This window comes from Lactobacillus mulieris, from assembly GCF_007095465.1.
GTDB classification, from domain to species: Bacteria; Bacillota; Bacilli; order Lactobacillales; family Lactobacillaceae; genus Lactobacillus; species Lactobacillus mulieris.
Genome location: NZ_SDGL01000012.1, coordinates 18,614 through 43,104 on the forward strand (window position 1 = coordinate 18,614; position 24,491 = coordinate 43,104).

The 24,491-nt window shown below is 34.7% G+C and carries 19 protein-coding genes; 14 read left to right on the plus strand and 5 right to left on the minus strand.

From position 1 onward, the window contains the following. The first annotated feature begins 67 nt into the window (after nt 1–67). The 7 genes from pcrA to ETI37_RS06285 are packed head-to-tail and all read left to right on the plus strand — an operon-like array spanning nt 68 to nt 9,670. Nucleotides 68–2,332 carry a DNA helicase PcrA gene (pcrA, locus tag ETI37_RS06255; RefSeq protein WP_006586325.1) on the plus strand — a complete coding sequence of 755 codons (2,265 nt, stop codon included), beginning with the start codon at nt 68–70 and terminating at the stop codon, nt 2,330–2,332. Between the two features lie 37 nt (nt 2,333–2,369). Beyond that, nucleotides 2,370–4,379 carry an NAD-dependent DNA ligase LigA gene (gene ligA / locus ETI37_RS06260; protein ID WP_006586326.1) on the plus strand — a complete coding sequence of 670 codons (2,010 nt, stop codon included), beginning with the start codon at nt 2,370–2,372 and terminating at the stop codon, nt 4,377–4,379. A gap of 14 nt (nt 4,380–4,393) precedes the next feature. Then, the gene (locus ETI37_RS06265) at nt 4,394–5,536 is read left to right on the plus strand and encodes a CamS family sex pheromone protein (RefSeq protein ID WP_022091327.1); all 1,143 of its coding nucleotides are present in this window, start codon (nt 4,394–4,396) and stop codon (nt 5,534–5,536) included. A gap of 12 nt (nt 5,537–5,548) precedes the next feature. Continuing rightward, entirely contained in the window at nt 5,549–5,851 is a 303-nt protein-coding gene (gene gatC / locus ETI37_RS06270; RefSeq protein WP_006586328.1) for an Asp-tRNA(Asn)/Glu-tRNA(Gln) amidotransferase subunit GatC, read from the plus strand. Beyond that, nucleotides 5,851–7,290 (plus strand): Asp-tRNA(Asn)/Glu-tRNA(Gln) amidotransferase subunit GatA, encoded by a 1,440-nt coding sequence (gatA, locus tag ETI37_RS06275; RefSeq protein ID WP_006587727.1) that lies wholly within the window; start codon nt 5,851–5,853, stop codon nt 7,288–7,290. Before gatC ends, gatA begins: the two co-directional genes overlap by 1 nt. 3 nt (nt 7,291–7,293) lie before the next feature. Beyond that, a complete protein-coding gene (gatB, locus tag ETI37_RS06280; RefSeq protein ID WP_006586330.1) occupies nt 7,294–8,724 on the plus strand; it encodes an Asp-tRNA(Asn)/Glu-tRNA(Gln) amidotransferase subunit GatB in 1,431 nt (476 codons plus the stop codon). 28 nt (nt 8,725–8,752) lie between these two features. Further along, entirely contained in the window at nt 8,753–9,670 is a 918-nt protein-coding gene (locus ETI37_RS06285) for a diacylglycerol kinase family lipid kinase (protein ID WP_006586331.1), read from the plus strand. 53 nt (nt 9,671–9,723) lie between these two features. Here the strand turns inward: ETI37_RS06285 and ETI37_RS06290 are convergent, their stop codons facing one another. Next, a complete protein-coding gene (locus ETI37_RS06290) occupies nt 9,724–10,989 on the minus strand; it encodes a methionine gamma-lyase family protein (RefSeq protein ID WP_006586332.1) in 1,266 nt (421 codons plus the stop codon). Nucleotides 10,990–11,004: 15 nt separating this feature from the next. Continuing rightward, nucleotides 11,005–13,095 (minus strand): putative ornithine decarboxylase, encoded by a 2,091-nt coding sequence (locus tag ETI37_RS06295; RefSeq protein WP_006586333.1) that lies wholly within the window; start codon nt 13,093–13,095, stop codon nt 11,005–11,007. A gap of 217 nt (nt 13,096–13,312) precedes the next feature. Here ETI37_RS06295 and ETI37_RS06300 point away from each other — a divergent pair, with 217 nt between their 5' ends. From ETI37_RS06300 to ETI37_RS06320, 5 genes are all read left to right on the plus strand, one after another. Continuing rightward, nucleotides 13,313–14,776 carry an APC family permease gene (locus ETI37_RS06300; RefSeq protein ID WP_006586334.1) on the plus strand — a complete coding sequence of 488 codons (1,464 nt, stop codon included), beginning with the start codon at nt 13,313–13,315 and terminating at the stop codon, nt 14,774–14,776. Nucleotides 14,777–14,907: 131 nt separating this feature from the next. Continuing rightward, nucleotides 14,908–15,879, plus strand: a complete 972-nt coding sequence (locus ETI37_RS06305; RefSeq protein ID WP_006586335.1) for an alpha/beta hydrolase — start codon at nt 14,908–14,910, stop codon at nt 15,877–15,879. 13 nt (nt 15,880–15,892) lie between these two features. After that, complete coding sequence (locus ETI37_RS06310) at nt 15,893–16,765, plus strand: DUF3737 family protein (RefSeq protein WP_006586336.1); 873 nt, start codon at nt 15,893–15,895, stop codon at nt 16,763–16,765. Beyond that, entirely contained in the window at nt 16,765–17,928 is a 1,164-nt protein-coding gene (locus ETI37_RS06315; RefSeq protein ID WP_006586337.1) for a MalY/PatB family protein, read from the plus strand. Before ETI37_RS06310 ends, ETI37_RS06315 begins: the two co-directional genes overlap by 1 nt. Continuing rightward, nucleotides 17,915–18,772 carry an alpha/beta hydrolase gene (locus tag ETI37_RS06320; RefSeq protein ID WP_006587725.1) on the plus strand — a complete coding sequence of 286 codons (858 nt, stop codon included), beginning with the start codon at nt 17,915–17,917 and terminating at the stop codon, nt 18,770–18,772. Before ETI37_RS06315 ends, ETI37_RS06320 begins: the two co-directional genes overlap by 14 nt. A gap of 64 nt (nt 18,773–18,836) precedes the next feature. On the opposite strand, the gene ETI37_RS06325 is transcribed toward ETI37_RS06320, so the two are convergent. After that, complete coding sequence (locus ETI37_RS06325) at nt 18,837–19,544, minus strand: Bax inhibitor-1/YccA family protein (protein WP_006587724.1); 708 nt, start codon at nt 19,542–19,544, stop codon at nt 18,837–18,839. Between the two features lie 146 nt (nt 19,545–19,690). Beyond that, nucleotides 19,691–21,058, minus strand: a complete 1,368-nt coding sequence (gene nhaC / locus ETI37_RS06330) for a Na+/H+ antiporter NhaC (protein WP_006586341.1) — start codon at nt 21,056–21,058, stop codon at nt 19,691–19,693. A gap of 359 nt (nt 21,059–21,417) precedes the next feature. On the opposite strand from nhaC, the gene rlmD reads away from it, so the two are divergent. After that, nucleotides 21,418–22,761, plus strand: a complete 1,344-nt coding sequence (gene rlmD, locus ETI37_RS06335) for a 23S rRNA (uracil(1939)-C(5))-methyltransferase RlmD (protein ID WP_034535782.1) — start codon at nt 21,418–21,420, stop codon at nt 22,759–22,761. Next, nucleotides 22,762–23,358: a hypothetical protein gene (locus ETI37_RS06340; RefSeq protein WP_006586343.1), complete on the plus strand. Its 597-nt coding sequence runs from the start codon at nt 22,762–22,764 to the stop codon at nt 23,356–23,358. 50 nt (nt 23,359–23,408) lie between these two features. On the opposite strand, the gene ETI37_RS06345 is transcribed toward ETI37_RS06340, so the two are convergent. After that, nucleotides 23,409–24,491 (minus strand): YfhO family protein (locus ETI37_RS06345; RefSeq protein ID WP_143458490.1); only part of this gene is annotated, 1,083 nt, incomplete at its 5' end.

A 24,491-nucleotide genomic window follows, 5' to 3' on the forward strand; every position in this document is an offset into this window, starting at 1 on the left:
TCGTTAACGAAGAAGTCTTTTTTCGTTATAATGATAAACGTGTTAATTTAGTGAAAGGGAAAAATTTATGAGTCGCGAAACGATTTTAAAAGGGTTAAACCCTCAACAACAAGAAGCCGTTGAAACTACAGAAGGACCACTTTTAGTAGTTGCAGGAGCTGGTAGTGGTAAAACTAGTGTTTTGACAAGAAGAATTGCTTACCTCGTTGAAGAAAAGGGAGTTGCCCCTTGGAATATCTTAGCTATTACCTTTACTAATAAAGCAGCTACTGAAATGAAAGAACGTGTCCAAAAGCTATTAGGACCTGCCGGTCAAGATGTTTGGATGTCAACTTTTCATGCCCTTTGTGTTAGGATTTTACGTCGGGATGCAGATAAAATTGGTTATTCTCGCAATTTTTCAATCGCTGATTCTAGTGAACAGGTTACTTTAATCAAACATATTGAAAAAGATTTAAATATTAATCCTAAGCAATATAATCCTAGAGCTATTCTGAGTGCAATTTCGAATGCCAAAAATGATTTGCTCAATCCTAAAGATTTTGAATCAGCTAGTGGAAATCGACCTTTTGATCAGGTTGTCAGTGAGATTTATAAAGAATATCAAAAAAGATTAGTTCAAGACCAAATTATGGATTTTGATGATTTAATTATGCAAACTTTAGTCTTATTTCAAAAAGATAAAGCTACTTTGCATTATTATCAAAATAAATTCCGTTATTTATTAGTTGATGAATACCAGGATACTAATGAAGCTCAATATCAACTTTGTCGGTTATTAGCTGCTCAATACAGCAATGTTTGTGTAGTTGGTGATGGTGATCAATCCATTTATGGCTGGCGTGGAGCTAATATGGAAAACATTTTGAATTTTGAAAAAGATTATAAAGAAAAGGGTGTCCACACGGTTAAATTAGAGCAAAATTATCGATCTACTGGCCATATTTTAAGTGCAGCTAATGCTGTTATAAAAAATAATCAAAATCGAAAAGCTAAAAAGCTTTGGACAGATCAGGGGGCTGGAGAAAAGATAACCTATTATAGGGCTCAAAGTGATGTAGATGAAGCAATTTTTGTTATTTCCAAAATCACTGAAGCAGTTAAAGCAGGAAAAAGAGATTATAAAGATTTTGCAATTCTGTATCGGACTAATGCACAATCACGTGGTTTTGAAGAATCTTTAGTAAAGTCGAATATTCCTTATCAAATTGTTGGTGGCCACAAGTTCTATGATAGAAAAGAAATTAAAGATATTTTGGCCTACTTAAAATTAGTTGCTAATACGAGTGACTCAATGAGTTTTAACCGAATAGTTAATATGCCCAAACGTGGTATTGGAGCTGCTACTGTTGAAAAATTATTGACTTTTGCTAATGAACGAAGAATTGGAGTAGGTGATGCACTTTCTAACTTAGAATTAGTTCCTGTTTCAGCAGCAGCAAGTAAAAAATTAGCTGACTTTAATGCTAAATTGGTTGATTGCGTGTCTTATGCTCAAGATGCAAGTCATACTGTAACCGGATTAACTGAAAAGATTTTAGAAGATTTTGGCTATACTGAAGCGCTCAAAAAAGAAAAAACGTTGGAAAGTGCTAGTCGATTAGAAAACTTAGATGAATTCCTTACGGTAACTAAGCGCTTTGATGATAATTTTGAAGCAGAAGATGATGAAAGCTTGCCAATTAATGATTTTCTAAGTGAAGTAACATTACTTAGTGATCAAGATGATATTGAAGATGATGGAAATCAAGTGACTTTGATGACGCTCCATGCGGCTAAGGGGTTAGAATTTCCAGTAGTCTTTTTAGTAGGAATGGAAGATGGAATTTTCCCATTGTCACGTGCTATGCTTGAAGAAGATCAACTTGAAGAAGAAAGACGCTTGGCTTATGTTGGGATAACTCGTGCCAGAGAGAAATTATATTTAACCAATGCTTTTTCTAGAACGATGTATGGAAAAACAACCTCAAATCCAGCTTCTAGATTTGTCCAAGAAATTAAGCCTGAAGACTTAGAAACAGAATATGCAGGCGGCTTCAATAAACAAAGGGCCAATTCAGTATCTTCCACTAGTAGTATTCCATTCTTTAATAAAGATGAACGTGCAAGAAGTCAAGTTTATACGTCTAAGACAGCAGCTAAAGCTAGTGGTGCTGTAGGTGCTGAAAAAGAGGGGTGGAATGTAGGAGACCAAGTCACTCACAAGGCATGGGGAAAAGGTGTTGTAGTTAAAGTTAATGGCACTGGTGAAGATATGGAATTGGATATCGCTTTTGAATCTAAAGGAATAAAACGCCTTTTAGCAGCATTTGCCCCAATTAAAAAGGTATAATAAAAATAAAAACGGACAGTTGATATAAGGAGGTTTTATGGCTAAATTGAATAAAAAAAATGCTCAAGAAGAAATTGAAACCTTGCGAAAAAAGTTAAATACTTGGGCTGAACAATATTATGCACAGGATGCTCCGAGTGTTGAAGATGCTGTTTATGATCAGAATTATCAAAAATTAGTAGAACTTGAAAAGCAATTTCCAGAGTTAGTAACCCCTGATTCAATTACGCAACGAGTTGGTGGAGAAATAAAATCAGATTTAGGAAAAGTTGAACATCAAGTTCCGATGCTTTCAATGGGGGACGTCTTTTCCAAAGATGAACTTTTTGAATTTGATCAACGAATTCAAAAATTAGTGGGAGGACCTGTTGCTTATAACGTTGAATTAAAAATTGACGGATTATCTTTATCACTTGAATATGTTGATGGAAAATTAATTCAAGCTTCAACACGTGGTAATGGTCGAATTGGTGAAGATGTAACTAAAAATGTGCAATATATTGATGATATTCCTAAGATTTTGCCTGAAAAACTTACTACAGAAGTACGTGGCGAATGCTATATGGGAAAAGCAGCTTTTTTAAAATTAAATACTGAGCGTGATGAAAATGGAGAAGCAATTTTTGCCAATCCAAGAAATGCGGCTGCAGGAAGTTTGCGTCAACTTGATCCAAAAGTTACCAAAAAGCGAAATTTAAGTACATTTATCTATACTTGGGTAAATCCTCCTAAGGAAATTACTAGTCAACATCAAGCAATACAACAAATGTCCAAGTTAGGATTCCATACTAATGAAACTGGAAGAAAATTAGCTAATTTAGATGAAGTTTTTGCATATATTGATGAATACACTAGTAAAAGAGATAGCTTGAGCTACGGAATAGATGGAATTGTTTTAAAAGTTGATGATTTAACTTTACAAAAGCAATTAGGCAATACTGTTAAGGTACCACGATGGGAAATCGCTTATAAATTCCCACCTGAAGAACAAGAAACTATAGTTCATGAAATTGTTTGGACAGTGGGAAGAACAGGGGTAGTAACACCAACTGCGGTGATGGATCCTGTTGAATTAGCAGGAACAACTGTGTCAAGAGCTGTACTGCACAATCCTGATTTGCTTAAACAAAAAGATGTGAGAATAGGCGATACTGTTAAACTGCATAAAGCAGGTGACATAATTCCTGAAATTTCAGAGGTTGTTTTAAGTAAAAGACCAGCTAATAGTCAAGTATATGAGATTCCAACCGAATGTCCATCTTGTGGACAAAGTTTGGTTCACTTGGAAGGAGAAGTTGCACTACGATGCATTAATCCAGCTTGCCCAGCTCAAATTGAAGAAGGAATTATCCACTTTGCTTCACGGCCAGCTATGGATATTATGGGCCTGGGACCGAAAATTGTTCGACAGCTAATTCAACATGATTTAGTTAAAGATGTTGCAGATTTATATCATTTAACTGCAGATGATTTAGCAGAACTTGATCATTTTGGTGATAAATCTATTAGTAATTTGCTTACAGCGATTGATAATTCTAGACAAAATTCAGTAGAATTACTATTAAATGGGCTGGGAATTGATCATGTAGGTGCTAAGGCAGCACTATTAATCGTCCAAAGATTTAAAAACTTAAATAAGATTATGCAAGCAAGCGTGTCAGATTTAACAGCAATTGATACAATAGGAGAGACGATTGCGGAATCAATTACTACTTACTTTGCACAAGCTAGTGTTCAAAAATTAGTTCAAGAACTAATTGATAGTGGAGTAAATATTGATTATTTAGGTGAAGATGTGTCTGAGGAAGAAATTGTTGATAATTTCTTTAAAAATAAGACTGTAGTTTTAACTGGAAAATTGGCACATTTTACTAGAAGTGAATTTACTAAAAAGCTTGAAAGCCTTGGAGCAAAAGTTACAAGTTCAGTTTCTAAAAAGACTGATTATGTTATCTATGGAACAGATGCTGGTTCTAAACTTACTAAGGCTGAAAGCTTAAAGATTGCACTTTTGACTGAAGAAGAAGCAATCGAAAAAATTCAATAAAAGGGATTATGATTGTGAAAAAGTTTTTACAAATAGCTTTGTTGGCATCATCGATGCTTGTGTTAGCGGGTTGTGGTCGATTAGGAGATTCAGATTTAGCTAATAATGCTACAACCACTAATAATAAAACTAAAAAGTATCAAACAACATCAACTAATAGTGGTTATACTGTTTTATTAAAAAATGGGAAATATGTAACTAGTTCAACTTCTGGACTTACGTCAAGTGATCTTGATAATACAGTTGATAGTGAAGCGCTAGAACGTGGTTTAGTCAATTTAGACAAAAATGTATTTTCAACGAATAAATATGTTTTTCAAGAAGGACAAAAATTATCTAGTTCTACTATTTCTTCTTGGCTAATGAGAGAATCTAAATCATATCCAGATGGCCTCAATCCTAAAAATAATGGTAAAACAGGTGAAACAACCCGAAACCCCGTTATTTTAAATCAAATTTTGGAACAAGATTTTTTAACCGGCTCAGGATCAAATTATAAATTATCTGGTATTTCTTTGGGCTTAGCACTTAATTCTATTGATTATTATCAAAAGACAACTGGTGGACCACAATATTCAAGTAATATTTCTCGATCTAAACAAGAGGAATATGGAAAAGAAACAGCTGATAAAATAGTAGCTAGACTACGTAAGAAAAAGGAAATGAAAAATATTCCGATAATGATTTCTCTCTTTTCAAAGACTAGTCAAGACTCATTAGTTGGTGGAACTTTCTTTGCATATGGCGTAGCAGAGGGTAATAGTAGTAAAATAACTAATTGGAAGTCTGTTTCCGAAAAGAGCCAGGTCTTGCCAACTGTAAATAATGAATCACCTGTTAATAGTGATGATGCTTCAGCCTTTAATAGTTTTAAATCAGCTATTGAAGATTATTTCCCTAACTTGAGTGGGGTTGTAGCAACAGTTCGCTATCAAAATGACAAATTAACTCAGGAGAACATTCAAATTACAACGCAATTTTATGGTTACGTTCAAATTCAAAGTTTTACAAGATTAGTGCAATCAGAGGCTAAAAAATATTTAGCCAAAGATGTACCAATTGAAATAAAAATAAGTTCAGTTAATGATGTCCAGGCAATTGTTTATAAAAACAGTGGCGATGATAGTTATAGCTCACATATATATGGTGGCGAATAAGGAGGTAAAATAGTGGAAATTACAAAAGAAGAAATCAAGCACGTAGCTGCTTTGTCACGGCTTGAATTTAAAGATGAAGAGTTAGATCAATTTACTTCCCAAATGGGAAAGATTATTGAAATGGCTGAACAATTGGGAGAAGTTAATACAGAAGGTGTTCCTGAAACGACTCAAGTAGTTGATCGTGATACAGTTTATCGCGAAGATAAGCCAGAACATTGGCAAGATCGTAAGGAAATGCTTAAAAACGTTCCCGAAACTAGTGATGGCTTCATTAAGGTGCCAGTAATTATTGATAAGGACGATAACGATTAATGAATTACTTAAACGAAACTATTGACTCTTTAAACCAAAAATTAGCTAATGGTGAAGTTTCAGCTCAAGAATTAGCCGATAAAACTATTGCTAATATCAAAGAAACTGACAAAAAGATTAATGCTTTTATTACTGTTGATGAAGATGCAAAGGCAAGTGAAAACTTGGATTTTGCAAATAAGTTAGCAGGTGTTCCAATTGCAATTAAAGATAATATTGTAACTAATGGTCTTAAAACTACCGCTGCAAGTCATATTTTGGATAACTTTATTCCAGTCTATGATGCTACTGTTGTGTCTAAGCTTAAAAAAGCTGGTGCAACTGTCGTTGGTAAAACTAACTTAGACGAATTTGCAATGGGTTCAAGTAATGAAAACTCATACTTTGGCGCAGTACATAATCCATGGAATTTAGATAAGGTGCCAGGCGGTTCATCTGGTGGTTCTGCAGCAGCAGTTGCTAGTGGTGAAATTGTGGCTGCCCTTGGTTCAGATACAGGTGGTTCAATTCGTCAGCCTGCAGCATTCAACGGTATTTTTGGTATTAAGCCAACTTATGGCCGAGTATCACGTTGGGGCTTGATTGCATTTGCTTCATCACTTGATCAAATTGGTGTTTTAACTAAGCGAGTTCAAGATGCAGCAGAAGTTTTAAACGTTATTAGTGGTGCAGATGAACATGATTCAACTGTTTCTGAAAAAACTGTACCTGACTTTACCAAGGCGTTAGGCCAAGATGTTAAAGGCTTGCGAGTTGCGGTTCCTAAGGAATACATGAGTGATGCAGTTGATGAAGGCGTTCGTAAAGCGATTCAAGAACAAATTGATTTTCTTAAGGAAAACGGTGCCATCATTAATGAAGTGTCACTTCCTCACACTAAATACGTTGTCCCAACTTACTATATCATCGCTTCAAGTGAAGCTAGTTCAAATCTTCAAAGATATGATGGTATTCGTTACGGTTACCGTGCTAAGGATACTAAAAACTTGCTTGATGTTTATGTAAAATCTCGTTCAGAAGGTTTTGGTGATGAAGTTAAGCGCCGGATTATGCTAGGTTCATTTGCTTTGTCAGCGGGTTCATATGATAAGTTCTTCAGACAAGCAAGTAAGGTAAGAACTTTAATTTGCCGTGACTTTGACAAAATTTTTGAAGATAACGACGTAATTGTTGGACCAACAACTACTGAACCAGCATTTGAAATTGGTTCAGAAGTTAAGGACCCAATTAAGATGTACAATAACGATATTTTGACTATTTCTGCAAATATGTCTGGTGTTCCAGCTGCTAGTGTTCCTGCAGGTCTAGTTAATGGTATGCCTGTTGGTTTACAAATTATGGCTAAGAGATTTGATGAAGAATCTGTTTTGCGTGTTGCTGACTTTATTGAACGTAACAACAAATTTTATGAAAAGAAACCAGCTGGATTGGAGGATTAATTAATGAATTTTAAATCAACTATCGGTCTTGAAGTTCACTTTGAGTTAAAAACAAAGAGTAAGATTTTCTCTCCATCACCAGTAACTTATGGTGCAGAACCTAACTCAGAAGCTAATGTTATTGACTGGGGTTATCCAGGTGTTCTTCCTAAGCTTAATAAAGAAGTTTATCGCTTGGGCTTGATGGTAGCCTTAGCTACTCACTCAGAAATTACGCCTGTTACTCATTTTGATCGTAAAAATTATTACTACCCAGATAACCCTAAGGCTTATCAAATTACCCAATTCTTTGAACCACTTGCTAGAAATGGTTATGTGGAAATTGAAGTTCGTGGTAAAAAGAAGCGAATAGGTATCCACGAAATGCACATCGAAGAAGATGCCGGTAAGAACACTCACGGTACTAACGGCTTTTCATATGTTGACTTAAACCGTCAAGGGGTACCACTACTTGAAGTTGTTTCTGAACCAGATATGGAAGATCCAGAAGAAGCATACGCATATCTTGAAAAGTTACGTAAGATTGTTCAATTTACTGGTGCCAGTGACGTTAAGATGGAAGAAGGATCAATGCGTGTTGATACTAACATCTCAATTCGTCCAGCTGGTCAAAAAGAATTGGGTACTAAGGTTGAAATGAAGAACCTTAATTCATTTGAACACGTACGTTTATCACTTGCATACGAAGAAAAGCGTCAACAAGAAGTGCTTTTATCAGGTGGTAAGGTTCAACTTTCAACTCGTCGTTTTGATGAAAATAGTGGTAAGACTGTGCTTGAACGTGTTAAGGAAGGAAACGCAGACTACCGTTACTTCCCTGAACCTGATATTGCTCCATATCACATTAAGCAAGACTGGATTGATGAAATTAAGGCAGTTTTGCCTAAGAGTGCAGAAGAGCGTCGCACTGATTACATTAACAAGTTAGGCCTTAAGCCTTACGATGCAGATGTCATTTTGCAAACTAAGGAAGCTAGTGACTTCTTTGATAAGGCAATGGAAGCAGGAGCAGATCCACAAATGACTGCGAACTGGATGAATACCCAAGTTAATGGATACCTTAACGAACATCACGTTGAACTTAAGGACATTAAGCTTACTCCAGAAAACTTGGCTAAGATGGTAACTTTGATTAAAGATGGTGTTATTTCATCTAAGATTGCTAAGAAAGTCTTTGCTGAAACTGTTGCCAATGGAACTGATCCTAAGAAGTTCGTTGAAGAAAATGGAATGGCTCAACTTTCAGATCTTTCAGTTCTTGAACCAATGGTTAAGGAAATTGTAGACAACAATCCTCAATCTGTTGAAGACTTCAAGAATGGTAAAGATAGAGCGATTGGTTTCTTAGTTGGTCAAATTATGAAGCAAACTCATGGTAAAGCAAATCCTAAGATTATTAACCAATTACTTAATAAAGAATTACAAAGTCGTTAATTTACTAACAAGAAAAAGGGTGTTTTAAATGATTAAGAAAGCAAGATTGATATATAATCCTGTTTCAGGTCACGAACAGATGCCTAAAAATGTTGCAGATATTTTAAATATCGTTGAACAAGCAGGGTACGAAGCAAGTGCATTTCGCACCACTCCAGAAGCTTTTTCTGCACAACATGAAGCTACTCGCGTTGCTAAAGCTGGTTTTGATTTAATCATTGCTGCTGGTGGCGATGGAACAATAAATGAAGTGGTAAATGGTGTTGCAGGACTTAGTCAGCGGCCCAAATTAGCAATTATTCCAGCAGGGACTACTAATGATTTTGCGCGGGCTTTGAGAATTCCGCGTGACAATTTAGTTGAAGCTGCAAAAGTGATTTTACAAGGTAAAACTCGAAAAATGGATGTTGGCCAGGCTATTTGTGATGATAATGAAAAATATTTCGTTAACATTGCTGGTTCTGGTTCATTGACCGAGTTAACTTATGGAGTTCCATCAGAATTAAAGAGTGCTATGGGTTATGGTGCTTATTTGATTAAGGGAGCGGAAATGCTTCCGAGCATAAGTAAAAGCCATATGAAGTTAACATATGATGATGGTGTTTACGATGGTGATTTATCTATGTTTTTACTTGGAATGACTAATTCAATTGGTGGCTTTGAGCAAATTATGCCAGATGCTGAATTAAGCGATGGTTTATTTCAATTGATTGTGATTAAAACAGCCGATCCTTTAGCGCTATTATCATTGATGGTAATGGCCCTGAATGGTAAGCATGTTAATGATCCAAATATCATTTACACTAAAACTCGCTCTTTAAAGGTGGAAATGGTTGACGATGATGGTAATAAGGTACCGTTTAACCTAGATGGTGAAATTGGTGGCTATTTACCTGTAACCTTTAAAAACTTGCAACAGCATATTGAATTTTACGTTGGTAGATAAAAACTAAAAAATGACCTAGCTCAATTTCGAGCTAGGTCATTTTTTAGTTGGATTTATTTTTTATAAAAAGTTTCTTCAACAGCATGTGAAATAGCAATTTTTACATGTTCGTATGAAAGACCACCTTGAATGTATAGACGATATGGTGGGCGGAGTGGACCATCTGAAGAAAGCTCAATAGTTGAGCCTTCAGTAAAACTTCCTGAAGCCATAACTACATCATCTTCGTAACCATCTTGATGATAAGGAATTGGATCAACAAAAGAATTGAGTGGAGAGTAATGTTGAATGGCCCCACAAAACTTAACCATTGGATCTGGCTTACCAAAAGTTACAGTTTGAACAATATCAGTTCGCGGATCGTTCCATTTAGGAGCAACATTCATTCCCATTTCTTCACATAATGCTGCTGTAAAAATCATGCCCTTAATGGCTTGTCCAGTAGTATGAGCTGCCATGAAAAATCCTTGATACATATCGCGTAAATATCCCCAAGTAGCGCCTTCGCCTTTACCAGCTCCAGGAACATTAAGACGTGAGCCAGCCCCTTCAATCAAATCCTTGCGTCCAACTAAGAAGGCCCCACCTTTAACAATTCCTGCTCCTGCATTTTTAAATAGTGAACCAGCAATTAGGTCTGCCCCATAAAAAGTAGGTTCTTCACACTCTGAAAATTCTCCATAACAGTTATCAACAAAGATATTTACATCAGGACGCACTTCTTTAATAAATTTGAGCATTTGCTTAATCTTTTCCATAGTAAAGCTAGCACGAACAGCATAGCCGAGGGAGCGTTGAATCGCAATTACTTTAATTTTAGGGTCTTGTAAATCCTTTTTTGCTTGTTCAAAGTTAACTTCACCGTTTTCAAGTAGTTCAGTCGCTTTAAAGTTGATGCCCCACTCCTTCATATTACCTGGCTTATTACCAGCTAAACCGATAACTTCTTGAATAGTGTCATATGGGGTACCAGTTAAGTAATATAAAGTGTCGCCTGGGCGAAGCATACTAAATAAACCAACAGCGATGGCGTGAGTAGCTGAAGAAAATTGTGAGCGAACAAGTGCATCATCAGTTTTGAAATAATCAGCATAGATTGCTTCTAACTTGTCACGACCGATGTCATCATAGCCATAACCAGTTGATGGGACTAAGTCTTCTTCTCCTACTCGATGCTTCCTAAAAAGCTCAAGAACCCGTTGTTGGTTATGAAGGACTTGTTCATCAATTTCAGCTAGCCGAGGGGCAATCATCTTGTCCACTTTATCAATTTTTGCTTGCAAGTCTTCTGGTAAGTTTGCTTTCCAAGATAAAACCATTTAATTTGAGTCTCCTTATTTTAAAACTTCTACTTCAACATTAATTTTACCATTTGTGCCTTGAGTCCAGTAAACGCCTTGAATTTCAGGAACAAAGCCAGGAAAATTTTCCATTGCTCCAACCAAAACTTCAAAATACTCTTTATCTATTTCTTGCCATTTTTCTCCAGGGGCAACAATGAATACTCCTGGTGGATATGGTAGAGCGCCTTCTGCAGCAATTTGCCCAACAACATCTTTTAAGCTAATTAATTTGCTTTCATTGTGCATAAATAAATTATCAGCTTCAGATGGAATCATGGAATAATTTTGCATATTTTCTTTTTCAAATAAGGCTTTTTGTAATTTGAAAGTTTGATGAGTGGCATAATAAGAATGCATTTCATGACAAAGCTGTTTTAGAGTGTAGCCACGATAGCGAGTAGTATATTCTTTAGCCAACTTGGGAACCACTTTTTCTAGGGGAGCATCTTCAAAATAGAATTTTTCAAATTCTAAAAAGGCATCTAGTAGAGCATCAAGATCAGTTTGACGATCTCCAGGTGTTAATAAGAAAAGAAGTGAATTTAAATCATTTTTTGCACGGATAATTCGTTTTTCCATTAAAAATTCAGCCACAATTGGTCCAGGAATTCCATCATTTTCATATTTATTATTAGTAATATCAATTCCTGGCGTAACAACGGTAATTTTCATTGGGTCTATCATAGCTTCACCTGAAGTAATCCGGTTAAAGCCATGCCAAGTATCAGTAGGTGATAAATTCCAATATTTACTATTGGTCATTAATTTTTCAGTCGGAATTTGTACAAAATTGTCACATACTAATGGTTTAAATAGTTTGGACTTACCTAGTAATTTCTTGCGCCATTCAATTCCCATCCGCAAGGTGTCATCCCACCATTTCTGATTACCTGGTCCACTAACTAAATAAGTATTTGCAACAAGAGATGCGTAAATTGGGTAAGAGTAGCTTGAAGTGACAAATTTTAGATAGGCATGATTGAAATGCTTATGATCTACATAACGTTTTTGTCCTTTGATATGGCTATCTTTTTTCAAAATCTGTGAAGTTTGCGCCATTCCAGCTTGCTGTTTATGCAATGACTGGGTAACTAAAATCCCAGGATCTTCAGGGCTTAAATCTAGTAGTAATGGGGATAAGTGTTCCATAATTGGAATAAATTCTTCAAACCCGCCCCAAGCACAGTCAAAAAGAATATAATCGCAAAGCTTACCAATTTTATCCACAATCCATTTTGCGTCATAAAAGACACCATCATAGGTTTCGGCTTGAACTACTGCCATCCGGAATGGTCTTTTTTGCTTGGCTTTTACTGGGTCAATTTTGGTAGCTTCACGGCGTAAGTAATCTTCATTTAAACATTCAGGGTCCATCTCACCAATTAAGCCGAGCGGATTACGATCAGTTTTAATATAAACAGGTTTAGCCCCTGTCATAACTAAAGCGCTATTGTAAAGGGACTTATGGTTGTTACGATCAAAAAGAACTAAATCATCTTTTCGCAAAACAGCGCTAGCACAAATAGAGTTGGCGCTAGTTGTCCCGTTGGTACAAAAATATACTTTATCGGCATGATAAGTTTGGGCAGCTTTTTGTTCAGCTGTTAGTGGTGTTCCTGAATGTGTCATCATATCTCCTAATTCTGGAACAGTATCACTAGTATCTGCATACATTAAATTCTTACCAAAGAACTTATTCATAATCACACCGGCTGGATGTTTATCGTAGTATAAACCATTATGATGTCCAGGAGTAGTAAAACTAATCGGCTGATCTTGTGCAAAGTTAACTAAATCTCTTAAATAACCAGGAATATTTTTATTAATGTATTCTGTTATTGCAGAAATAATTGTTGATATATCTTCACTAGAGACTTTTGAATTTACCTGTATAACGGGAATAGGTAAACCTGATTCTTTTTGCAAGTGCTGAACGGTTGCAAGTTTGATTGGATTATTTTTATTAACTATAAAAGCTACTATTTCAGCAGGATTCTTTATATCAGTTAATGGAATTTGTTGCCATTCTGATAATTGAGGTAGGTCAATAGTTGAATCAACTGCAATCTTTAGAAAAGTCATATGCCCTCCTTACTAAAAAATTCTAGAAACTATTGCTTTTTTCCAAAATTACATATAATCTATTGAACGTATATCGATACAAGTTATTGTATCTATTAAGTGATTATATAAGTAGAGTGAGGATAGAGACAAGTGGAAGTGAGAGGTTCTTTCATAGTTTTAAAGCCTCCCAATAGCTAAAAATAAAATTTAACAAGATTATTATTGGGGAGAAAAGATGAAAGAAGATACATTTAATTTAGATTTAAACAAAAAGCACTATCTTACTTGGCCGGTTATTGCCTTAATCGACTTTGTAACTATTATTAGTTTTGAGAATATTTTTTATCCATTTCAAAATCAAGGCCTATCTGTTGTCATTTCATGGGTATTTCTTTTGTTCTCATATGTTATTCCTTACGCTTTGATTTCTAGTCAAATGAGTTTGACTTTTGATAATCAAGAAGGTGGACTGGCATCTTGGGTTCGGCGCAGTAGCAATGATACTTTAGGTTATTGGACATCTTGGATGTATTGGGTTCAGAGTGTCCCTTATATTGTTGATGTGTCCAATTCTGTAATTGTTTCATTCAGCTGGATAATTCTAGGAAACAATTCTTTAGATAAAAAAATGTCGACATTTTGGTTTGGTTTATTAACTTTTGTCATAATTTTGGCATTTATTTTATTAGAAAACCGCTTGAGAAACTCATTGGAAATTCTTTCTTTAATCGGTGGTGGTGCTATGTTTATCATGTCTATGCTTTTTGTGGCACTTGCTGCTTGGGCAGTTATGCATGGTGGTCATAAGATTGCTACACAACCATTTAACTGGGGAGCTTTTAAGCCAAGCTTTAGTTTGAATTATTTCTCAACTACTGGTTTGTTGATTTTTGCAATGTCTGGGGCAGAACTTGCTGCACCATACGTTTCGCAAATGAAAAATCCTAAGCGTGATTTCCCTAAGGCAATGTGGATGTTGGCTATTATGACTGGATTTTTAACTATCTTTGGTACCTTAGCTTTGGCAATGTTCTTTAATGCACATCATATTCCACATGATTTTAAGATGAACGGTCCTTACTATGCTTTCCGTTTATTGGGTGAAAGTTTGGGTATGGGCAAAATTTTAATGTACTTATTTGCAGTAGTACAAGCTATTTTTATGATGGCACAACTAGCTGTTTTACTTGATGCATCAAGTAGAGTGTTTGCTGGGGATGTTGCAGATAAGTTTATGCCCAAGTGGTTAACCAAGAAAAACAAAAATGGTCGTCCAATTCACAGTTATACTTTCACTGTTGGCTTAAGCTTGTTCTTGCTTCTTTTGACAGGAACCTTGCCAAACATCAATACCATTTATAACTGGCTTTTGAATATTAATGGGATTATTTCACCATATAAGACTTGTTGGGTATTCTTTGCCTTTGTTGCAATGAGAATGCAGCAAGAAAAATACAAGTCAGATTATGTCTTCATTAAAAATAAGACTGGAGCATTAGCAGTTGGGTTTTGGTGCTTAATCTTTACCTTTATTTGTGCCACTTTAGGTTTTGTCCCTCAAAATGTTGATTTTGGTACTGCAGAATTTAATCACCAATTAGTTTTAAACATTATAACAGTAATTGTTTTATTCGGGCTGGGCTTTATCTTGCCATGGATGCGTAAGCGCGAAAAGAAACGAGAAGAAAATAAATACTAGTAGATAAGGGATAAAACAAGATTTTCATTTGAAAGTCTTGTTTTTTTTTATCAAATATCTTGACCTAAAGTTAGCTTTAGGCGTTAACATGATAACAAGTTGAAAATTAAAAGTAAAACAGGAGGAAAATTATGCAAGTTTTAAACATTGAAACTAAATGGGATAAAGTCTTTAAGAAAAGCAACAAGGTCGACCATAAGAAGGTAACCTTTCCTACAAGATTCGGTACGATCTTGGTAGCTGATATGTATATTCCTAAAAATGCTAATGAAAAATTGCCAGCACTAGCAGTTAGTGGACCTTTTGGTGCAGTTAAGGAACAATCTTCTGGCCTTTACGCTCAAAAGATGGCTGAAAATGGCTTTTTAACCATTGCTTTTGATCCATCCTTTACTGGTGAAAGCACTGGGACTCCTCGTTACATGACTTCACCTGATATTAATACTGAAGATTTTCAAGCAGCAGTTGATTTTTTATCAAACAATGATCTAGTTGATCCTGAAAAAATCGGGATCATTGGCATCTGTGGCTGGGGAGGGTTAGCTTTGAATGCGGCTGCAATCGACACTCGGATTAAGGCGACAGTTGCTTCTACTATGTATGACATGACACGGTTAATTGCTAATGGTTATTTTGATAAAGAAGATAAGGAATCTGCTCGCAATCAAGCAAGAAAAGCTATAAATAAACAAAGAACGATTGACTTTAGAGAGGGTCAATATAAGTTAGCTGGAGGAGTAGTCGATCCATTGCCAGATGACGCTCCAGATTTTGTTAAAGATTATTACGCATACTACAAGACTAAGCGTGGTTATCACAAACGTTCACTAAATTCAAATAATGGTTGGGCTGTAACTAGTGCGCTTTCATTCTTAAACAGTAAATTATTAGCTTATGCTGGTGAAATTGAAAATGCGGTAATGATTACACATGGTACTAAGGCTCACTCTTTTTATATGGGTAAGGATGCCTTTGGTAAATTAAAAGGTGACAATAAGGTATTTTTACCAATCGAAGGTGCAACGCACACTGATTTATATGACCAAATTGACAAAATTCCATTCAAGGAAATGACTGATTTCTTCAACAAATATTTGAATTAGAAAAGGATAGTAATTGAAATTAATTAAAGAAGCATATTATGAAGGAGAGCGTCCTCTTTTTAAAAGAAAAGATACTCAAATAATTGATACAACTTTTGGAAAAGGTGAATCTCCATTAAAAGAAAGCAGAAATATTTCATTAAATAATAGTTTATTTACCTGGAAATATCCACTCTGGTACAGCAAAAATATTGAAGTAGAAGATACGACTTTTGAAAGTATGGCTCGATCTGGTATTTGGTATACTCACAATATAAAAATTACTAATTCATCTTTGCAAGCGCCAAAATTATTTAGAAGGTCAAGCGAGATTGTTTTAGATCGAGTTCATTTTTCAGATGCACAAGAGACGCTATGGTCTTGTAAAGATATTAAAATTACCAACACAACAATTAATGGAGATTATTTTGGCAAAGGTAGTCAAAATATTTATTTAGATAATGTTGATTTGGTTGGGAATTATTGCTTTGACGGTGCTAAAAATGTTGAGGTTCATAATAGTAGATTCATTAGTAAAGATGCTTTTTGGAATTGTGAGAATGTTACTATTTATGATTCAAAAATTTCGGGCGAATACCTAGCTTGGAATAGCAAACATATTAAGTTTATAAATTGTACAATCGAAAGTGAACAAGGCTTATGCTATATTGATGGTTTAGTTCTTGAACATTGTAAACTTTTAAGAACTAATTTAGTTTTTGAATATTGTAAAAATATTAATGCAGATATTATTAGCGATGTGATAAGTATCAAAAATCCAATTAGTGGTAAGATTATTGCGAATTCAATCGGTGAAATTATCAGAGATGATTCTGAGATAGACAGTAAACAGACATTTATTAAGAGTAGACATTGTAATCTGGAATTATTAAAAGAGGCAAAATAATGTATAGTTTTGATCAAATGCCCAATAGACGTGGAACTAATTCAATTAAATGGAATGTAAAAGACCATGAATTACCAATGTGGATTGCTGATATGGATTTTGGTGTCGCTCCAGAAATCATTCAAGCAATGCAAGATAAAATAAAATTGGGAGCTTTTGGTTATGAAAGTGTACCTGATAGCTATTATGATGCAATTGTTAATTGGCAAGAAAAGCAACATAATTGCCAAATAAAAAAAGATTGGATTTTATTTGTAAGTGGGGTAATTCCTGCTTTATCAAGTGCAGTTAGGAGATTAACACATCCTGGTGAACAGATTGTAACTTTGACACCAGTGTATAATATCTTTTTCCATTCAATTGAAAATAATGGCCGAAAAAGCTTAGAAGAAGAGCTTGAATATGATGCAAATAGTCACGAATATAGAATAAATTGGTCAAGCTTAGAACAGAAATTAGCTGATCCTCTAACTAAAATGATGATTCTATGTAATCCTCATAATCCAATTGGCAAATCATGGACTTATGAAGAAATAGAAAAAATTGCTCAATTATGTAATAAATATCATGTTTATTTATTTAGTGACGAAATTCATGGCGATTTAGTTTTAAATGATAGTTTTAGTTCAAGTTTAAAACTACCAGATAATTTAAAACAAAACCTGATAATTGCCTTTTCACCAAGTAAAACCTTTAACTTAGCAGCTTTACATAGTGCAAGTGTAGTGGTTCCAAATTCTGAACTTAGATTTCAAATTTATCGAGCAATTAATAATGATGAAATAGCTGAACCAAATCTTTTAGCGATTCCTGCCACTATTGCTGCTTACACTCAAGGAAGCACTTGGCTTCACGAGCTAAAAGCATATTTATTAAAAAATCGCCAATATATTGCTAACTTTTTAGAAAATGAACTTAGTCAACTAAATTTGGCTAGTGAATTTGCTACTTATTTAGCCTGGATTGATATTTCAAATTTGAATATTAACAGTCAAGAGCTAGCTGACTTCTTGAAAGAAAATACCGGTTTAATAATTTCATCTGGTCAAGAATATCGAGGAAATGGCGATAATTTTATTAGATTGAATTTTGCTTGCCCTCAATCTGTATTAAAAGAGGGATTAGGTCGTTTGAAGAAAGGAATAAATAGTGAAAAAGCATAAAAAACGGTTTTGGATTTTGGCCGGTTTAATTTTGTTAATAATTATTTGCTTAGGGATATTTATAGGATTAAGAAAAAATCAGCCAACTAAAGCTGCCTTATCTAAAGCTACTGCCACTGTCTTTTTCCATGGTTGGGGATCAAGTAGGCATGCTGAAGAGCAGATGGCGAATTATTTAGTTAGTCATAAATACGCTTCCTCAATCGTGGTGGCTGATGTTGACTATCAGGGTCATGTAAAATACTCTGGCACTTTACCTGCAAAGACGAAACATTTCATTGTTGAAGTTAATTTACAAAATAACAAGAGTGTCTCACCAAATGGTGGGATGACTTATAGTCAATCTAGCAATTATGTAGCAGATGTTTTAGCTAGTTTAAAGAAAAAATGGCAAATTAAGAATGTTAACTTAGTTGCTCATTCAATGGGAAATTTGCAAGTGATTTATTTCATTAAAAATCACGCTGGCAGTTCAAAATATCCAAAGATTAATAAGTTAGTCGACATTGCCGGTCACTACAATGGGATTATCGGCATGGATGAGCCAAAAGACACTAGTCTAGAGGCTAATGGTAAACCAAAGATGATGAATGATACTTACCGTGATTTATTGTCAGTGAGAAATACTTTCCCTAAAAACATTCAAGTCATGAATATTTATGGCAATTATAAAAATCAGGGTGATGGCTCAGTTAATAATAACTCCTCAAAGTCCTTGCGTTATCTAGTACAAAAGCGGGCTAAATCTTATGAAGAACGAGAAATTAAGGGTTATGGTGCGCAGCACAGTCGATTACATGAAAATAAAGAAGTTGATCAATTACTTTTAAAATTTTTAAAGTAGTTATTTAGATAGAAAAATCCGCTAGAACAGAAAGTTCTAACGGATTTTGTTTTATTGATAACTTTTAGCGACGATCATTAACTCCGAAAATTTCTAATAAGAGCATAAATAAGTTGATGAAATCAAGATACATATTTAATGCCCCCATAATGGCTAAGCCACTATCAGAAACTTGGTCGCCATATTCAATAAAAATTCGCTTAGCGCTATTAGCATCATATGCAGTCCAACCAGTGAAGATAAGTACACCAATGTAAGAAAAGATATAAGCACCAGCCCCACTTTTAACGAAGAAGACATTAACCAGGGTTGCTACAATGAAACCAATCATGGCTGCTCTTAAGTATGAGCCCCAGTTGCTCAAGTCTCTTTTAGTAAAAGTGCCAAATAATGCCATTGCTGCAAATACACCAGCTGCTGATAGAAAAGCAGAAGTAATAGTTGTACCAGTATAGTAGCTAGCTATGATAGAAAATTCAACACCGTAAACTACTGATAGGAACATTAGCAATGTAAAACCTAATGTAGGATTTTTGGCTGCTTTAAAACTAATTCCTAAGCAAAGAGCAAAAGGTAGAAAAATAATAACCCAAAACATAGCTTGTGGCATGTTCATAATGGCTGAGCGAAAAACAGTCATTGTTAAGTATGAACTAGCAGCTGAAACTAAGACAGCTATTAACATAAAGCCGTACATCTTAGTTAAGAAACTGTTAATAGCAGTAACATCTTGAATTTTGCGTCGTCCAGAATCTTGTGAAAAGTAATCCATATAAAAGTTCCTTTCTATAGTTAATTACTATATTCACTACTAATTGTATCCAAAAACATGGTTTTAGACAAAAGTTTAGCATAAATTAGTAAAGATACAATAATCAATAAAAAAAGCCTAACATCAATTGTTAGGCTTTTAAATATTTATTTCTTATTCCACTTTAGTCCAATTCCAGTAAATCCACTTAAGATAGAAAAAATAGGCGACAATAAACTAAAGAAGGTAAATGGCAAAAATGCTAAAACTGGAACTCCTAAGGTAGCAGCTGCAAAAGAACCAGCAACGCCCCAAGGGATTAAGTAGTTGATTACACTTCCCCCATCTTCAAGCACTCTACTAAGTGCAAGTGGATGTAGGCCTACTTTATCAAAGGCCCCCTTAAATGCACGTCCAGGTAAAATAACTGAAAGGTACTGTTCACCGACAAATAAGTTAATTCCAATACCAGATAAAATTGTTACTAAAATTAAACTACCAGCCTTTGGCAATTTCTCTACAAGAGGTTCCATTGCTTCCTGAATAATGCCGAATTTCATTAGTAATCCACCAAGTGATAATGTAGAAACAATTAATGCAACAGTTCCCATCATTGAACTAATACCTCCACGGCTTAGGAGGGCGTTAACTTGACTGTTATCTGTTTTGGCAATAAAACCATTCATTAACAAGTCAGTTAACTTAGGAATTGTCATTTTTGTATCTTGGATAAAAATCATGATAGTTGTCAAAATAATATTGGCGAATAAAGTGGGGATTGCAGGAATCTTCTTCCAAGCGCAAACAAACATCAAAATGATTGGCAATAGTGCCCACCAAGAAACAGAAAAGTTACTGTTTAAAGTGGAAACAGTTTTGTCAATTTTAGTTAAATTAATATGACCTCCATTACCTAAAAATGCAAAAAGAATTAAAGAGCCAAGAAAAGCAGGGATAGTTGACCACATCATGTTTTTTATATGGGCAAATAGTTCACTTTCTGCAACGGCACTTGAAAGGTTAGTTGAATCAGAAAGTGGTGACATTTTATCGCCGAATACTGCGCCAGATATAATAGCTCCGGCAACTAATGCTAAATTTTGATTCATTGAAGCTCCGATGCCTAAGAAGGCAATTCCTACGGTGGAAATTGTAGTGAAGCCAGAACCAATTGCTAAACCAACAATCGAACAAACTAAAAAGACTGAGGGAACAAAGAATTGACCACTAATTAAGTGAAAGCCTAGAACCATAATGGAGGGGATGATTCCGCCTTTAATCCAAACGGCAATTAAAGCGCCAATTAAAATGAAAATAAAAATTGGAATAATTGCAATATTAATTCCTTCCTTAATTCCATCTTGAATTTCATCCCAAGAAAATCCCCGGATTTTTGCCCAGAAAATGATTAATGCGGCAACGAATAGTACAGGAACTTCAGGATTGATTCCAAATTTTATAACACTGGTTCCTAAAATAGCTAGTAATAGAATTAAAATCGAAATTGATTCTCCAAAACCAATCTTCTTTTTCATAGTTATTTCCTCCGAATAAAAAAGTCCCTGTTGCTATTAGCAACAGGGACGAACTTATAAAGCCGTGGTACCACCCATATTCTCTGCAATATCTGCAGACTCAAGTACGCAGGTGATAACGGCACTGCGTAAGGCCGAAATAAGTAATTCGCATACCCTTAGTCTGTCCGACTTGCACCAACCGTCGGTTCTCTGAACGCTGAACTAAGGAGCTACTGGTTTATTAATTGAAATTATAATAGCGTGGTCCGAATTAAATGTCAAATAAAAAGTTAAAAAAAGATGATATTCTGTTAGCGAGCAATGCAACTGATTTTTTAGTATTATATATTATAGCGATTTTAGAAAAGGTAGATATCATGCAAAAAAATCAACTCGTTGAATTAGAAATTACGGACTTATCTTATGAAGCAATGGGAGTTGCCCATTTAGATGGAATGACGATTTTTGTTAATAATGCTTTGCCAGGTGAAGTAGTTGAAGCTAAAATCTTAAAAGTTAAAAAGAGTTTTGCATTTGCTAAGATTGAAAACATTATCAAGCAAAGCCCAGATCGAGTAACGATTAAACTTAATCAATGGGTCCAAACTGGACTTGCCAGTTTAGCACATATTAAATATGAAAAACAGCTAGAGTTTAAGCGTCAGCAAGTTATCAACTTACTGGAAAAAGCACACTTGAACAAGAAAGTTAATGAAACAGTAGCTAGTCCTGAAGAAGTGGGCTACCGTAATAAAGCGCAAGTACCTGTGCGTAATGTAAAGGGAAAGCTGGAGATTGGTTTTTTCCGGAAGCATTCACATGATTTAGTTCCAATGGAAAACTTTTTTACCACTGACCCTGAAATTGACCGGGTATTAGTGGCAACACGTGATATTTTGCGTAAAAATCATGTACCAGCTTATGACGAAGTTAAAAATAAAGGCGAAGTTCGCTATCTTGAGGTGCGTAGAAGCAAGGCTAATAGCGATATGATGGTAATCTTGGTATGTTTACACAAAGATTTTCCACAGCTTGTAAAAGTAGCTGATGAAATAAGTCAAATTTCAGGTGTTGTTAGTGTGATTTTGAATCATAATCCTAAGAAAACGAACGTTATTTTGGGGAAACATGACTATTTACTCGCAGGAAATCCACAAATTGAGGATAAAATTGGGGATATTCGTTTTAAGATTTCTGCTCAAAGTTTCTTCCAGATTAATTCTTTGCAAACGCCCCGGCTGTATAATTTAGCAATTGAAAAAGCTGGTTTGTCAAAAAAGGATACTGTAATCGATGCTTATTCAGGTATTGGAACAATTGGCTTGAGTGTTGCTAAGCATGTTAAGCAGGTTTACGGAGTAGAAATCGTAAAACCTGCTGTACAAGATGCTAGAGAAAATGCATTACTCAATGGAATTGAAAACGCTGAATATGTTTGTGGAAAAGCTGAAGAATTGATGCCAAATTGGGTTAATGAAGGGATGAAGGCAGATGTGATTTTTGTTGATCCGCCAAGAAAAGGGTTGACCCCTGAATTCATCGAAGCTAGTGTGAAAACTAACCCACAAAAGATTGTGTATATCTCATGTAATCCCGCCACGATGGTGCGTGATTTAACAATGTATCAAGAGTTGGGATATGACTTTGAAGAAATTACTCCAGTTGATATGTTTCCACAAACTCCACATGTCGAAAGTGTAACGGTGCTGGAAAAGAAATAAATGTATACTAAGAAAAAACAACAGCAAGTTGAAGATGTACTCTTAACTCAAATTGTAGTTACATCAGAAGCGAATAATATTTTTAAATATGATGGCAAAATATACTCAAGTCAATCATATAATTCAGGTTTAGATCCTGATATGTCAGATTTTGCTGTAACTTTTTATGAAATAATCTACAATAAAAAAATTATTAGAGATGGGCAAATTATTAATACGGATTTTGCTGGAGATACTATTAATACTGGTATTTACAAAAAAGGGCAAAGAAAAAAGGTAAAGTTAAAAAATCGCCATTGTTTAGCAAATTTTTGGGCAATACCTTATATTCATGGAAGAAAACGTGAAAAGCCAAAAAGAGATTATTTAGATTCGTATTTAACTTTTGTTGAAGAAAAAATTTTGATACAAGATGATAATTTTAAGGAGTATCATGATTTTAATGAATTTAAATTGGCTCAGTTTATTCCTGAAGGAATTAATTCTAATACGTTAGTTTCTCAAGAAATATCGATAAAAGATAGAGCTCAACTGCTGGCAAAATCAGAAATAGGTAAAACTTTATGGCAATATTTTAATGAGCATTGTTTATTTTAAACTTATATTTCAAAAAAACTGCTAACTCATTGTTAGCAGTTTTTTAATGCCTATTTTTCACGATTCTTTTTAAGAACCCAATATTCAGTAACTACACTTATTAATCCTAATATGCTGATTATAATTCCTAATTTCAAACCTGGCATTGTATGCTTTAAAGTAACTTTATGTTTCCCTTTTGGTAAATCTAAAGCAATAAATCTATTTAAGGTTTTCACAATCTTGACAGGCTTTCCATCACTAAAGGCTTTCCAGCCAGATGTGTATGGAATAGTAGTAATTAAAGATTGCCCTTGTTTGATATTAACAGTCCCTTCAATTTGATTATTTGTCCATTTGGATAATTTAAGTCGGTTGTTTTGTGCATTAGAAATTGTCTTATTAAGAGCTTGTTTATTGAGTAAGTAAAGTTCAGGATTTAATAGTGATCCTTTTGAAATTTCTTTCTTTAACTTAATTTTCAAAGTAACTTTGCCACTCTTAGGCACATATACGCCAATTGGTTGATAAGTAATTGGCATCAAACAAATTTCTTGATTATTGACTGTTAATTTAGAAATTTGAGTAGTATAAAGCTGATTATTATCTAAAACAATATAACCAACTGAATTAGGTTTAGCTTTATAGGTGAAAGTAAGAGTAGAAAGGATAGCTTTTTTACTTTGATAATTTAGTTGATTTTTGTCTTTTTTGACCACTAAATTAGTACTAGTAATTTGGGCAGAAATTGGTTTAGAAAAGTAGACTTGCTTAGAGCCAGTGAGGGCATTTAAAACTTTAGTTTGATTTTCAAGTGGTTGTTTGATAGCTAATTTTAAATTATTAGCTTTGTAACCGGCAAAAGCTAAAGGAAAAGTATTACATTGGTAGGCAGTATTATATTTATCTTTATACCAGACTTTGTTTTTCTTTAAATCATTACGTAAACCATAATTCTTAAAACCAACAATTGAATCAGTTAAGCGAGTAGTTGTAATAAAGGTCTTAATATCAAATAAAGCATCTGTTAGTTGTGTACTAGTAGAGTAAAAGTAAAAGTACCCATATCCTGGAAGGCCTAATAATGAATAAAAGTCACTAATTTTAGGGTCGTTATTTGAAGAAAAGACTTCAGCTCCACGATAGTTGAAAGT